Origin of the sequence: Xenorhabdus japonica (assembly GCF_900115195.1) — a bacterium.
GTDB classification, from domain to species: domain Bacteria; phylum Pseudomonadota; class Gammaproteobacteria; order Enterobacterales; family Enterobacteriaceae; genus Xenorhabdus; species Xenorhabdus japonica.
Genome location: NZ_FOVO01000007.1, coordinates 69,271 through 83,736, shown reverse-complemented (window position 1 = coordinate 83,736; position 14,466 = coordinate 69,271). Strand labels below are relative to the sequence as shown.

Annotated in this window: 15 protein-coding genes and 2 pseudogenes; 3 read left to right on the top strand and 14 right to left on the bottom strand. The window is 44.8% G+C overall.

The features are described 5' to 3' along the window. Positions 1-3: 3 nt before the first annotated feature. From BM135_RS17175 to acuI, 14 genes and pseudogenes are all read right to left on the bottom strand, one after another. The gene (locus BM135_RS17175) at positions 4-357 is read right to left on the bottom strand and encodes a nucleotidyl transferase AbiEii/AbiGii toxin family protein (protein ID WP_217644286.1); all 354 of its coding nucleotides are present in this window, start codon (positions 355-357) and stop codon (positions 4-6) included. Then, positions 351-848 carry a nucleotidyl transferase AbiEii/AbiGii toxin family protein gene (locus BM135_RS17170; protein ID WP_217644285.1) on the bottom strand — a complete coding sequence of 166 codons (498 nt, stop codon included), beginning with the start codon at positions 846-848 and terminating at the stop codon, positions 351-353. Before BM135_RS17170 ends, BM135_RS17175 begins: the two co-directional genes overlap by 7 nt. Positions 849-937: 89 nt before the next feature. Then, positions 938-1,342: a DUF6088 family protein gene (locus BM135_RS04765; protein WP_092518373.1), complete on the bottom strand. Its 405-nt coding sequence runs from the start codon at positions 1,340-1,342 to the stop codon at positions 938-940. 307 nt (positions 1,343-1,649) lie between these two features. After that, positions 1,650-2,342 (bottom strand): annotated as a pseudogene (locus tag BM135_RS04760) (IS1 family transposase); the annotation flags it as partial. Between the two features lie 142 nt (positions 2,343-2,484). Further along, positions 2,485-2,781, bottom strand: coding sequence for a DNA-binding transcriptional regulator Fis (gene fis, locus BM135_RS04755; protein WP_010847912.1), 297 nt, complete (start codon positions 2,779-2,781; stop codon positions 2,485-2,487). Positions 2,782-2,801: 20 nt separating this feature from the next. Further along, a complete protein-coding gene (gene dusB / locus BM135_RS04750; RefSeq protein ID WP_092518371.1) occupies positions 2,802-3,773 on the bottom strand; it encodes a tRNA dihydrouridine synthase DusB in 972 nt (323 codons plus the stop codon). 284 nt (positions 3,774-4,057) lie between these two features. Next, a complete protein-coding gene (gene prmA, locus BM135_RS04745) occupies positions 4,058-4,939 on the bottom strand; it encodes a 50S ribosomal protein L11 methyltransferase (protein WP_092518370.1) in 882 nt (293 codons plus the stop codon). 32 nt (positions 4,940-4,971) lie between these two features. Then, entirely contained in the window at positions 4,972-6,417 is a 1,446-nt protein-coding gene (gene panF / locus BM135_RS04740; protein WP_092518369.1) for a sodium/pantothenate symporter, read from the bottom strand. Beyond that, positions 6,407-6,649 carry a YhdT family protein gene (locus BM135_RS04735; RefSeq protein WP_092518358.1) on the bottom strand — a complete coding sequence of 81 codons (243 nt, stop codon included), beginning with the start codon at positions 6,647-6,649 and terminating at the stop codon, positions 6,407-6,409. Before BM135_RS04735 ends, panF begins: the two co-directional genes overlap by 11 nt. A gap of 125 nt (positions 6,650-6,774) precedes the next feature. Next, a pseudogene (locus BM135_RS04730) lies at positions 6,775-7,177 on the bottom strand (IS1 family transposase); the annotation flags it as partial. Between the two features lie 131 nt (positions 7,178-7,308). After that, complete coding sequence (gene accC, locus BM135_RS04725) at positions 7,309-8,658, bottom strand: acetyl-CoA carboxylase biotin carboxylase subunit (protein ID WP_092518354.1); 1,350 nt, start codon at positions 8,656-8,658, stop codon at positions 7,309-7,311. A gap of 12 nt (positions 8,659-8,670) precedes the next feature. Next, positions 8,671-9,126, bottom strand: coding sequence for an acetyl-CoA carboxylase biotin carboxyl carrier protein (accB, locus tag BM135_RS04720; protein ID WP_092518352.1), 456 nt, complete (start codon positions 9,124-9,126; stop codon positions 8,671-8,673). A gap of 28 nt (positions 9,127-9,154) precedes the next feature. Next, the gene (aroQ, locus tag BM135_RS04715) at positions 9,155-9,607 is read right to left on the bottom strand and encodes a type II 3-dehydroquinate dehydratase (RefSeq protein ID WP_092518350.1); all 453 of its coding nucleotides are present in this window, start codon (positions 9,605-9,607) and stop codon (positions 9,155-9,157) included. A gap of 155 nt (positions 9,608-9,762) precedes the next feature. Further along, positions 9,763-10,737, bottom strand: a complete 975-nt coding sequence (gene acuI, locus BM135_RS04710) for an acrylyl-CoA reductase (NADPH) (protein WP_092518439.1) — start codon at positions 10,735-10,737, stop codon at positions 9,763-9,765. Between the two features lie 897 nt (positions 10,738-11,634). Here acuI and mreB point away from each other — a divergent pair. The 3 genes from mreB to mreD all read left to right on the top strand — a co-directional run bounded on the left by mreB (position 11,635) and on the right by mreD (position 14,356). Beyond that, positions 11,635-12,678, top strand: coding sequence for a rod shape-determining protein MreB (mreB, locus tag BM135_RS04705; protein WP_086113213.1), 1,044 nt, complete (start codon positions 11,635-11,637; stop codon positions 12,676-12,678). Between the two features lie 107 nt (positions 12,679-12,785). Further along, positions 12,786-13,850 (top strand): rod shape-determining protein MreC, encoded by a 1,065-nt coding sequence (gene mreC, locus BM135_RS04700; RefSeq protein WP_092518437.1) that lies wholly within the window; start codon positions 12,786-12,788, stop codon positions 13,848-13,850. Beyond that, complete coding sequence (mreD, locus tag BM135_RS04695; protein WP_092518348.1) at positions 13,850-14,356, top strand: rod shape-determining protein MreD; 507 nt, start codon at positions 13,850-13,852, stop codon at positions 14,354-14,356. Before mreC ends, mreD begins: the two co-directional genes overlap by 1 nt. Positions 14,357-14,466: the final 110 nt, after the last annotated feature.

Sequence of the window (14,466 nt, the reverse complement as noted above, 5' to 3'; positions counted from 1 at the left end):
ACTCTAATTACTATTCATCAATGACTGAGCAATGCGCTTAAATGAGGCAAAGCAGGTATCGAAATCGAGTGTTTCTGTATTAAACACCATTGGGGTGATAAAGTCTGTAAACATATTATAAAACATATAGTTAGACTCTAACTCTTGCAAGCCCGGTTGTAATTCTTGAACAGGGTTAGCAACAAACTCCGCATGCTGATTACCAAATCGCTTAACGTCTTCTTGTAACACGGTTTGTAAAAGGGGCATAAGAGTTTCAAAATCAAGTTTCTGGTCTGCGTCAATACAATGTACATCGTAGATATGGCGTATCAACGTAGCATCATCTTTGCGTTCAGAATTTCGTTTAACTAGCATGGTACTGCGCAGTATTCAACCAACGTGGATTGGGCGGAGATACAAGCAAATTCGTTGACTTCTTGAAGTTGATGATACAACTCTGCAACCAGTGATTGAATGCTACGCTGTTCTACTTGAAGCAGAGGTATGGTCTCCATCAGCTCCAGTTTTATGATTGGGCGCAAGCAAGGAACTTGGCTAAATTGCTGTGGGTATTTCAGTTCATATTCGACGCAGCGGTATTCATCACGGGCCTTTTTTTCTTTAATAGAAAAATGGCTTGATTGGTGAGTTAGAGATTCTGCGATTTGTTGCACCAGAGCTTTACGTGTCGCCTTGCGCTTGTCACGACCGAATGAGTTAAATGCATCCGTTGGAATGAGTTTGATGTCGACATCTTCCGACATCCTGAGGATTTTTACATTGGATTTAGCCAGTGCCGTCCCGCCAGAAAAGACCATTTGATGCGTATCAAAAGTAAGCTTTGCTAACTCAGCAAGTAAAGCCACTACCCAGTAATCTTTTTCAATAATGGCTGGGTTTCCGAGCTTTAAGGCATCGGAAACCTCTAAGAATTGATCTTTTAATTTTTTCATTTTTAACTTGGTGAGTTAAGTACGCGATTACCAACAACCAGCTTGCGATTAAACTGTTTAGGATTCCACGAATACTGCACAGATGAAGGGATTTGCGTGCTATTACTGGAAAGACTTTGCAACGATAGACTATCTACTTCGAAGTCTACGCCTTTCATCTTAAGAGTTTCACGTAAAATCGCATCGGTGCCACCAGGATTCGTTGGCATTAGGCGACCTGTGAGGCTGTTCTTACGTGCTTTAGTATACAGGCCATATCCGATTTTCATCAGTTCACCTTGCTTGATCAATTGATTAAGCGCACGGCCGATCTGGTCATAACTGGCAATGTCTTCAAAATCTTTGCGTTCAAAGACGTAACGTCTCGAACGTTTCAACTTTTGATTGATTCGATCTGCTGCTGTCATAGGACCTCCTTCTTTATGTATAGGAAGTATACACTAGAGGAAATAAAACTGGAAAAAATACGACATTACCTAAAAAATAAATACGGCATTGAAACTAAAAAAATATTTTTAATGGATTGATTTATAGTAATTATTGTAAATTTCCATGAATATCAGTCCAAACTATCAAGCATAATGACCTTGTTTATAAATCAATGTTTTTGGATGGTTTCAGATCATCTTCAATTTCAACACCCAAATACCGAATTGTGTTATCGAGTTTGACATGCCCGAGTAAGGGTCATGAACCCAATGGTTAGATCGTTTAGAGAAAGTAGTATTCACGTTCAATGAATGTTCCTATTACTTATCGTGCATCACTTCGGATTTAGAATAGCCTATCGTTTTTCGATTTAACCTTTTTATACGGATACGAAGAGTCAGGTTGGTCCTTTCGATACGTTGGGTCAAGGCCTTTCCTGTGAGATGTTTTTCCTCAGGAAGGCAATCATAAACGGCATAATTATCCGTACAGTAGAACTGGATATCGAAAGGAGACAGAAGAGCCCACAATTTTTTCAGCGTTTTCCTGCTGCGATCACCAAATACATGTGCCACAATCCGCTTCATCGATGGCTCCCAAGCATACCAGAGCCAGCGTTGGTTTTTCTTGTTACCGACAAATGACCATTGCTCGTCTAGTTCACAGATAATCTGGATATCACTTCCTGCCAGAGGCAGTGTGGTTACCTGTCTGGGGGGAGGTTTTTAGTGTGCGAATGACCGTGTTAATGCCGACCTTCAGGACGCGAGCGGTATCCCTAACACCGACGTTATTCATCGCCATATCAATAATCTGCTTTTTCATGCCAGGATTACAGGCTTGATAGGTATAGGTTAGTTGAAAAGTTTTACGGCAGGCGTAACAGTGATAGCGGGGATGTCCAGTGCGCCCTTTTCCATGTCCTTTCACCCCTTCTGTTTTGTGACAGTAACGACAAACCACATCAACTTTAGCCATCTCTCACCCATAATAAAAAGTGGGGACTTTATCACAACATCTAATCATTGGGAACATGACCTTCGGTGGGGTATTCATAACAAAAAAAGCACTCCCTCAAAAAGAGAAAGTGCTTTTATATCAACATGATCTAAGACTAGGATCAGTTCATGCCGTATTTTTTCAGTTTCTTACGCAGAGTACCACGGTTGATTCCCATCATCAGTGCTGCGCGGGTCTGGTTACCACGGGTATATTGCATCACCATGTCCAACAGTGGCTGTTCTACTTCAGCCAGTACCAGCTCATACAGGTCATTAACGTCTTGACCGTTCAGTTGAGCAAAATAGTTCTTCAGTGCTTGTTTAACCGAATCACGCAGAGGTTTTTGAGTTACCTGATCTTGTGAATTTACAGTAGCAACGGTTAGTACATCAGAATTTACGCGTTGTTCGAACATAGTTCTGTCAGCTCTTTTCTTTAATTTACGCAAAAATTTTCGAAGTATGCCTCCAACGCCTCCAGCTGTTTGCTGGCATCCTCAATGGCGTTGAATGTGCGCCGAAACTGGTCATCAGGGGCATGTTCCTTGAGATACCAAGATACATGCTTGCGTGCAATACGAACTCCTTTGCCTTGACCGTAAAAGTCATGCAGCTCTCGTATATGCTCGCTCATTAAGTGCTGCACGTCGCCAAGAGGCATCGGTGGCAGCAACTCTCCTGTTTCCAGATAATGCTGGATTTCCCGAAAGATCCAGGGTCTTCCCTGAGCAGCGCGCCCTATCATCAAGGCATCAGCCCCGGTGTATTCAAGCACTGCTCTGGCTTTTAGCGGGTCAGTAATGTCGCCATTGGCAATAATTGGAATGGCAACAGTCTGCTTAACTGTCCGAATATTGTCGTACTCGGCCTCACCATTAAACAGGCAGGTTCGTGTCCTACCATGTATCGTAAGAGCCTGAATACCACAATGCTCGGCCAATTGGGCAATTTTTACACAGTTACGTTCTTCCGGTGACCACCCTGTCCGGATCTTCAAAGTGACAGGCACATCAACCGCATTGACTACCGCAGAAAGGATTTTTTCAACCAATTCCGGATAACGCAGTAATGCAGAGCCAGCCAGCTTACGATTCACCTTTTTAGCTGGGCACCCCATATTGATATCGATGATCTGAGCACCATTAGCGACGTTAATTTTCGCTGCTGCTGCCATCTCATCGGGATCACTACCGGCAATTTGTACAGAACGCACTCCGGGTTCGTCGCTATGAACCATACGCAGCCGGGATTTATCCGTCTTCCAAACCTGAGGATTGGAAGAAAGCATTTCTGAGACTGTCATTCCTGCACCCATCTGGTAGCAAAGAGATCGAAACGGGCGATCTGTGATGCCTGCCATAGGGGCTGCAATAAGACAGTTTTTCAACTGGTATTGTCCGATACGCATAGACGAAGAAAGAGTGGTCAACTGTGACTAAGGGCGCGTATATTACGCATTTTTCACAAGATATGAAAGGCCAAACTTTGAGCGAATCGATATTTATAATGGATTTTTTCCAGTTGATTTTTTTAAATTAGGTTAATTATCGTTAAATAACAATTGGTTGCGTGTTATTGATGAAATTTATTATTACCTATATTTCTAATAACAAAGAGAGCGGATTATCACCAATTGACCTCCTCGGAAATCATTTTAGTGGATAATCTCGCTTTTCAATAGGCATTAAGTGATTATTTTTTAATCCCTGTGATGCGACACCATTCTTCTTGTTCCGCCATAGGATCGATAATAAATTCATTGTAATAGGCTTGAGCAACTCCTTCAGCCTGACTTGCCAGAACACCGGATAAGCCTAATAATCCACCAGATTTAGGCAGTGAGCCGATGATAGGTGCTAGTTCACGTAGTGGGCCAGCCAAGATATTGGCAATCACGATATCGCACTCAAGGTCTTTAGGTTGATCTTTAGACAGGTAGAGGGTTAACTGGTCAGATACACCATTGCGTTCGGCGTTATCTCGGCTGGCTTGAATCGCTTGTGGATCAATATCAATGCCAATAGCGTGTTTCGCTCCCAATTTCAGGGCTGTGATAGCTAATATGCCTGAGCCGCAACCGAAGTCGATCACAGTTTTACCCGTAATATCAAGACCATCAAGCCATTGTAGACAAAGGGACGTCGTTGGGTGAGTTCCGGTACCGAAGGCCAGACCTGGATCAAGCATAACATTAACGGCCTCTGGTTCTGGCACTTCGCGCCAGCTAGGACAAATCCACAGACGTTTGCCAAAGCGCATTGGATGGAAGTTGTCCATCCATTCACGCTCCCAATCTTTATCTTCCAGTTGCTCAATTTTGTGGATGAAACCTGTGCCTAACTGTGGAATCTGTTCCAGTTGGCTGACAACCGCTTTCATATCCATTTCAGCGTCGTACAGGCCGATCACATCGGTATCGCCCCATAATCGGGTTTCTCCCGGCAGAGGCTCAAAAATAGGGGTATCGTGGCTATCCTGAAAGGTTACCGATACTGCGCCACTTTCCATAAGCTCATCGCCCAAAGCTTCAGCTTGTTGTCCCGTGGTGTTTAATCTTAATTGTATCCAAGGCATAAAAAATTCTCTTTCTGTGAATCACGCTGTAATTATTGAGGAGCAGCGGTTTGTTGTGTGTGTTTATTACCCACCATTTTCCCTATCCAAAATGCCAGTAAACTCAACAATAGAGACGGCACGATGGGATGGAAATCAAGAAGCTGGATATTGAAAGTTGCCAGCAAAGAGTAACTTACAGCACCTGTCAGCATTGAGCTGATCGCTCCGTAGGCATTGGCCCTTTCCCAGTATAACCCCAGAACCAGCGGCCAGAGGAAAACGGCTTGAAGTCCACCAAATGCCAATAGATTCAGCCAGATAATCATCTCAGGTGGACGCCATGCAGCCAGCAGCAATAGTGCGCCTAAAAACAGGGTGGAATAGCTGGAAATGCGCGATAGCTTTTTCTCATGCTTAATCTGTTGTGGGAACAAATTTAGGTAGAGATCTTTGACGATAGTGGCCGAAGATTGCAGCAGTTGGGCATTAATGGTGGACATAATCGCTGCCATTGGCGCAGCCAGAAAAATTCCGGCGGCAATAGGAGGCAGTACGGTGATCATCAAGGTTGGGATTACTTGATCGGGAATGGTCAGATCAGGAATTATGGCCCGGCCAAGAGCGCCGGCAAGGTGCATACCGAACATCAGGATTGCCATTACGATCGTACCAAGAATAATACCGCGATGAACTGCCTTGCTGTCTTTATAAGAAATGCAGCGCACAGCGGTGTGTGGCAGCCCAACGACACCAAAGCAGACCAGTACCCAGAAAGAAGCCATAAATGGCCCTGTGAGAATATTATCGGCACCGTGAGGTGAAACCAGATTCGGGTCAATAGTGCACAGTGTTGTAACTGCTGCTGATAACCCGCCGGCTTTGTAGATAATACCAGCCAGCAATAATACTGTTCCCAGTAGCATTACCAGCCCTTGCAAGGCATCATTGAGGACACTGGCTCTGAATCCGCCAAATGCGGTGTAAAGGGCGATAGAGACGCCAAAAATCAGCAATCCGGTATCGTAAGGGATACCTGCTGCTGTCTCCAACAAACGCGCCCCACCAATGAATTGTACGGTCATTGCACCGACAAAGGCGACCAACAGGCTTATACTGGCAAACCAGACTAAAAAGCGGCTCTGATAGCGAGCATAAAGCATATCATTGAGTGTGACCGCGTTGTAGCGGCGGGCAAGGATAGCAAACTTTTTACCCAGTACGCTAAGGGAAAGCCATATCGCGGGAAGTTGGATCAATGATAACAACACCCAACCGATACCGTATTTATAAGCTGCGCCAGGGCCACCAATAAATGAACTGGCACTGATATAGGTTGCTGTAATAGTCATTGCCAGTACAAAACCACCCATTGAGCGGTTACCGAGAAAATATTCATTCAAGAATTCGCCTGTTTGCCGACGGCGATAGGCATAGATTGACAGCAGAAAAACCAATGCCAGATATCCCACGAGAGGCAGAATCACTTCACTTTGCATCATTATCCTCCAGCGGAATATCCTTGAATATAAACTTCACCATCAACCAACAGAGGATGATAAATAAGGCAGGTAGCAGCAGGCAAGCCAGTTCAAACCAGCGCGGTAATCCAGTTAAGCCGTTGGCATCACTGGGTAAATAGGCACACAGCAGCCAACCAATAAGATAAGCCAACGTCAGGAATACTGCCCAGCGTGCTTCTTTGTGGGATTGAACAAATCGTCCGTCCATCCGTTCTCCAGGTAACTTACATGAAACAATTATGAGGGGAATTGTACGGTAATGTGCTGATTTATTCAGGGGAAAAATGTGCCGTAGAAATCAGAATAAGGTCATGACTCCAAAGCGTTATAATGATGTTTTTCAGGCTCAACTTTTCTGGTGTAACTTCCCCAGCCATCGGTTGTTATGAAACGAAAGACTATTGCGCGTCCAATTCACAGATGAATGTGACATCTTCGTAAACAACCTGTCTCGTTATTATTTGTTTTGGCGAGAGTTTTTTAAAGTGCGTATTACCGTATTTATACCAATACCTAAAACACGGCCGGTGTCTCTTACACCAGAGCCATTCATTGCCATATCAATGATTTTCTCTTTTGTGTCAGGTTTATGACCATTGTAACGATAGTTAAGTTGAAAGGTTTTCTGGCAATCTTTGCAATAATAGCGAGGAAAGCCAGCTTTACCTGTCCCGTGTTTACGTACAGGTTCGGTTTGACCGCAATATCGGCAAACAACTTCTATCGTCACAGTCATATGATGGCTCCACTAAAAACACAAGAATATCAAATTAACGCTTTGGAGTCATGACTAAAAAAATCCCATCTTTTTAAGATGGGATTTTATTCACTCAAACCAGCAAACTCTGAGCAAGAGCCAAATAAACCTTACTTCTCCTGCAAGCCCAGTTTCTTCTCCAGATAGTGGATATTGGTTCCACCTTTCTGGAAGTTCTCGTCATTCATAATTGCCAGTTGCAGATCGATGTTGGTCTTGATGCCATCAATGATCAATTCGGCCAGCGCATTCTTCATGCGTACAATTGCCACTTCACGGGTTTCGCCGTAAGTGATCAGTTTACCAATCATGGAATCATAGTAAGGTGGCACGGTATATCCCGCATAGATATGGGATTCCCAGCGTACACCAAACCCACCCGGTGAGTGAAAATGAGTGATCTTGCCCGGACTTGGCAGGAAGGTCTTCGGATCTTCCGCATTGATACGGCATTCGATCGCATGACCTTTGATTTCGATATCTTCCTGTTTGATAGACAACGGCATACCCGCTGCAATTCGCAGCTGCTCTTTGATCAGGTCAACGCCGGTGATCATTTCTGTCACTGGATGCTCAACCTGAATACGGGTATTCATCTCGATAAAGTAGAATTCACCGTTTTCGTACAGGAATTCAAACGTACCCGCCCCGCGATAGCCGATTTCGATACAGGCAGTGGAACAACGTTCACCGATGCTGCGGCGCAGTTCTGGTGAAATGCCCGGTGCTGGTGCTTCTTCCACCACTTTCTGGTGACGGCGCTGCATGGAACAGTCGCGTTCAGCCAGATAGAGTGCGTTGCCCTGACCATCAGCCAGAACCTGAATTTCAACATGACGTGGATTTTCAAGGAATTTTTCCATGTACACCATGTCGTTGTTGAAGGCTGCTTTGGCTTCTGCGCGGGTCATGGCGATGGATTGTTCCAGATCTTTATCGCTGCGTACAACGCGCATACCACGACCACCACCGCCGCCTGATGCCTTGATAATCACCGGATAGCCGATGCGGTTTGCAACCGTTCTGTTTTTCTCTGCGTCGTCATCTAATGGGCCATCAGAGCCGGGAACACAAGGTACGCCCGCTTTTTTCATCGCGCTGATAGCGGAAACTTTATCCCCCATCAAACGGATGGTGTCCGCTTTCGGGCCAATGAAAATAAAGCCGGAACGCTCGACCTGCTCAGCAAAGTCAGCGTTTTCAGACAAAAATCCATAACCCGGATGGATCGCCTGTGCACAGGTGATTTCGGCCGCAGAGATAATGGCTGGAATATTCAGGTAGCTTTTTGCTGAGGCCGCAGGGCCGATGCAGATGGTTTCATCCGCCAGCAGGACGTGCTTCAGATCACGGTCTGCCGCAGAGTGCACAGCAACCGTTTTGATCCCAAGCTCCTTACAGGCTCTCAGGATACGCAGTGCAATTTCACCGCGGTTAGCAATGACAATTTTTTCAAGCATGGGGACGCCTCGTTATTCGATGACGACCAGTGGCTCGTCGAATTCAACAGGTTGACCATCCTGAACCAGAATTGCTTTCACTACGCCAGTTTTGTCAGCTTCGATCTGGTTCATCATTTTCATGGCTTCAACGATGCACAGAGTTTCGCCCTGATTTACATGCTGGCCGACTTCGATGAAAGGTTTCGCATCTGGGCTTGGTGAGCGGTAGAACGTACCAACCATTGGGGAGCAAACGGTATGACCGCTGATTTCCGCTGGTTTGTCAGCGGCAGCAGGTGCAGCTGACTGCTGTACAAATGCAGGTTGCTGAGCAGGTGCAGAAATATATTGCTGGGTTACAGGCATTGCCGGAGCTACTGTAGTGCGGCTGATGCGTACTGATTCTTCGCCTTCAGAAATTTCCAGTTCAGAAATGCCAGATTCTTCAACCAGCTCGATCAGTTTTTTAATCTTACGAATATCCATGAGTGTGGTTCCGTACTTTTTAGTCTATTTAGTTGGATGTTGACAAGCGGTTGACCGCTGCCTGTAATGCGAAGCTATAACCATCCGCCCCCAATCCGCAGATGACGCCTACTGCAATATCGGAAAGATATGAGTGATGACGGAATGGCTCGCGGGCATGCACGTTGGAAAGGTGAATCTCAATGAATGGGATATCTACCGCCAGAAGTGCATCGCGCAATGCCACGCTGGTATGCGTGTATGCCGCAGGGTTAATCAAAATAAAATCCGTATTACCCCGCGCTGAATGAATTCTCTCAATCAGTTCAAATTCTGCGTTGGATTGCAGATGGGATAACTCAGTTCCCGATTGGTGAGCTTCTTGTGACAGTTTGTTAACGATGTCATTAAGCGTTAACTTGCCGTAGGTCTCTGGCTCTCGAGTTCCCAACAGGTTAAGGTTGGGGCCATTCAAGAGTAAAATGCGAAACTTGTCTGCCATTGTGCGGGTATCTCCGGCAATCTGTCAACAATCGATCAAGATAACTCGATGTCAACGGTTTGTCATCTCTTTCTGATAGCTAGAATTGTAAATTTGATGATAAAGCCCGACATTATAAACATATCGTGGCATTTAGCAGCTAAATACTGGTCTTATCAGCGTATCTTAACGATTGTTCTGCCAGTAATTCGATTGTTTATCAATTTATTGGCATGTTCGATCACTTGCTCTAATGTAATTTCATTGGCTGCTTGCTGATAAAAGGAATCTGGCAGCAACTTTTGCAACCGCTGCCAAATGGCAGGACGTTTAGAGGCCGGAACAGTCACAGATTCCACTCCCTGTAAGCGAATATTACGCAGGATAAACGGCATCACGCTTGTGGGCAGTTGGATGTCACCCGCCATACCACAGGCGGCTACTGTACCGTTGTAACTCACTTGTGCCAGCAAGGTCGCCAATATTGTGCCGCCAACTGTATCTACAACACCAGCCCAACGTTGTTTTTCCAACGGACGTGATGGTTGGTTAAAGTTACTGGCGGGTAAAACCTCTTTTGCACCCAGTGAAAGCAGATAATCTCGGCTGTCGGATTTGCTGCTAATCGCAGTGACGGAATAGCCCAGTTGTGACAGCAAGGTTATTGCTGTACTACCAACACCACCACTGGCACCTGTTACAGCAATTTTTCCACTTTCAGGTGTCACGCCTCCTTGTTCTAATGCCATGACACATAACATGGCAGTAAAACCAGCCGTACCGATGACCATTGCTTGCCGGGGACTTAATTCGTACGGCAATGGTGTCAACCATTCACCAGATACTCTTGCTTGTTCTGCCAGCCCACCCCAGTGAGTTTCCCCCACGCCCCAGCCGGTCAGCAAAACATGTTGTCCTATGTGAAAGCGGGGATCTTCGGAATGATGGACAACACCAGAAAAATCGATTCCCGGCACCATCGGAAATTGGCGGATAATCTTCCCCTTGCCAGTAATGGCAAGGGCATCTTTGTAATTGAGTGTTGACCAATGGATATCAACGCCCACATTACCTGATGGTAATTGAGTTGCATCAATATCTTGAATCGATGCTGATAGTGTTTCGTGTTGTTCCAGCAATAAAGCTTTCATGATCATTCTCTCTTGATTGGGTATATCTGGCACCATTACCTGTTTCATGTCACTGTAATTTGGTCTATTACCGCGAAAGGTATTACCACAATGACGAGTGTTACCACAATGACGAATATGACCACAATATAGATAAAATCTGATGTACTGAAACGGGCAAGCAACAATATTGTGATAGAGGACAATATTGTGATAGAGAGCGGGAAAACTGTGGTTACTTATTTTGCAGGATGGCATTGTAAAAAGATAATAATATATAGAATAACGATATGGAGATTGATTTTGTTAATAGGCTCAGAATAATCCTTATTTTTGTTGATAGCCTTTAAAGCTGGCAATATTTTTTCAAAAATTCGCCCTAATCTCACCAAATTCATCTATTGCTTTTATAATTAATAAATTATTCCACTTTGGAACCTTCCTTTTTAGTTATTACTTTTTAGAACGTATTCGCAGATATTGCATAACTATAAAAATTGCGGATGTCTTGAGGTTGTCGGCATAGTGTCATTTGCCATCGGGTTCATGGGAGAAGAAAGTTTTTGAGAAAATGTGAATATTAGTCGAACTTGCTGAAATGGCGATAAGGCAATATAGGATCTTGAAAAGCGGGATAGCCGTATCTCAATATGCACTATAATGTTGGTTTTTTGATGTATTAGGTGTTTTTTGAGGTGCTGCGATGAGGTTATTGGTGAAATTAGCCCATTTTTATGCAGTTTTTTTCTGCTCCGTTAGAGAAAAGTAACGTAGAATATCGTGTTTCTAATGTGAATAACGTAGCCACTTTTATTGAAGTAGTAAAAGTAGTTAATTATGCGCCTTGTCGCTGCTTCATGTGGTTGGTAGAGTAGACGGACAATCTCCGTCCCCAGCTTGCAGGATTATCCTTTCGTTATGTTAAAGAAATTTCGTGGCATGTTTTCCAATGATTTGTCCATTGATTTGGGTACAGCCAATACCCTTATTTATGTCAAAGGTCAAGGAATAGTATTGGATCAGCCTTCTGTCGTTGCTATCCGCCAAGACAGGGCTGGTTCACCAAAAAGCGTTGCAGCAGTAGGGCTGGAAGCAAAACAAATGCTGGGACGTACTCCGGGTAATATCGCAGCTATCCGCCCTATGAAGGATGGGGTCATTGCTGATTTTTATGTTACTGAAAAGATGCTGCAACATTTTATCAAGCAGGTTCACAACAACAGTTTCATGCGTCCAAGTCCGCGCGTGTTGGTCTGTGTTCCTGTTGGTGCGACTCAGGTTGAGCGTCGTGCCATCCGTGAATCTGCCCAAAGCGCAGGAGCCCGGGAAGTGTTTTTGATTGAAGAGCCAATGGCGGCTGCGATCGGTGCTGGTTTACCTGTTTCCGAAGCTACTGGCTCAATGGTAGTAGATATTGGTGGGGGAACTACTGAAGTTGCCGTTATCTCCCTCAATGGTGTTGTTTATTCTTCTTCTGTACGTATTGGTGGTGACCGTTTTGATGAAGCCGTCATCAATTATGTTCGTCGCAATTATGGCTCCCTGATCGGGGAAGCAACGGCAGAGCGCATCAAGCATGAAATTGGTTCTGCCTATCCAACGGATGAAGTGCGTGAAATTGAAGTGCGTGGCCGTAATCTTGCGGAAGGTGTTCCTCGCAGTTTTACTCTGAATTCCAATGAAATTCTTGAAGCTCTGCAAGAACCATTAACAGGTATTGTGAGTGCTGTCATGGTTGCTCTGGAGCAGTGCCCACCAGAATTGGCCTCTGATATTTCTGAACGAGGTATGGTGCTGACTGGCGGCGGTGCATTGTTGCGTAATCTTGATCGTTTGCTGATGGAAGAAACTGGCATTCCTGTCATTGTTGCTGAAGATCCATTGACTTGTGTAGCCCGTGGTGGTGGCAAAGCGCTAGAAATGATCGACATGCATGGTGGCGATCTGTTTAGCGAAGATTGAAAGTAACTCTGCGAGCTGGGAGGTGGACATGTTTTATTGGAGCCTCCTTGCTGATTGTTCAGGGTATTATCATTAATGAGACAACACAGCTCGACAATACGCCATTTATGAAGCCAATTTTCAGCAGGGGACCTTCTCTGCAACTACGACTCTTTTTTGCTATCGTTATTGCCATTATTTTGATTGTGGTAGACAGTCGCCTTGGTGTTTTTAATAAAGTCCGTAGCTATATGGATACAGCTGTGAGTCCTTTTTATTTTCTTGCCAGCGGACCACGCCAGTTGCTGGACAGCTTGTCAGAATCTCTGTCTAAGCGCAGTGAACTTGAGCTGGACAATAAAGACCTGCGTAATAAATTATTTATACAAGACAGTAAATTGTTGCTGTTGGGGCAACTGCAACAAGAAAACTTCCGTTTACGTGAATTACTGGCTTCACCTCTGCTTCATAAGGAACACATGATGGTGTCGCAGGTAATTTCGGGGAGTATGGATCCTTATCGTGCCCAAATTGTCCTTGATAAAGGGGCTAAAGATGGTGTGTATGAAGGGCAGCCTGTTATCAGTGATCGGGGTGTGGTGGGGCAAGTCACTGCCGTGAACCAGTTGAGCAGCCGGATATTGTTGATTTGTGATCCATCGCATGCACTTCCTGTACAGGTGTTACGTAATGATGTTCGTGTTATCGCTGGTGGTACAGGGTGTACGGACGATCTCCTGCTAGAGCCTTTACCAAGTGATATTGACATTCGTGTTGGTGATGTACTTGTGACATCGGGGCTGGGAGGGCGCTTTCCGGAAGGTTATCCTGTAGCTGTAGTTTCTTCTGTCACAATTGATAATCAGCGAGCCCACGCGGTGGTTCGTGCCCGTCCATCCGCTGAATTGCGGCGTTTGCGCTATTTATTGTTATTGTGGGGCGTTGATAACAACCCATCTAAACCATTGCCACCTGAAAAAGTATCTGAAGCCGCCAATGAACGTTTGATTCCGCTGTTACCGAAGGTATCGCCAAATCCATCAAATGAGACTCAGCAGTTACTGGCAACAAAATCTGATGAAGCAAAAGACGATAGTCAGGCGCAAACCAGTCATGCACAAATATCGTCTACAACAAAATCAGTAGCGAAACCAATACATAAACCGTCATCATCAGCTACAGGAAATCGTTAATGAGTCAATATCATAGCCGGGGAGGCTGGGTCATTTGGTTATCTTTCCTGATTGCAATGGTGCTACAGATTATGCCGTGGCCGGAGCAGTTTTTTATGTTTCGGCCTACCTTATTGCTGTTGTGCTTAGTTTATTGGTTGCTTGCACTTCCTCATCGCGTCAGCGTGGGGACTGGTTTTGTATTGGGAATTATTACTGACTTGTTGCACGGCAGTATTTTGGGAGCAAATGCTCTGGCATTCAGCATTATCAGTTTTTTGGTGGCTTTCAAGTTTCAGCTTATCCGCAATATGGAGCTTTGGCAGCAAGCTCTGGTTGTGGCCGGGCTTTCAACCTTGATGAACCTTTGTGTTTTTCTGGCTCATGTCTCGTTTCCAAAGAGTGTCCTTTATCCAGAAATTGTCTTTCACCCGGAAGTATTCTGGAATGGATTGGTCAATGGTATTCTCTGGCCTTGGCTATTCTTATTAATGCGGAAAATCCGTCGCCAATTTTCAGTTCGTTAAAGACAGATTGTTGTATTTAATGAATCCAAATTACCAGAACCTATAATTACCAGAACCTATAATTATCAGAACTTATATCTGATAGATTTCGAGTTACAGCGCAATTAATA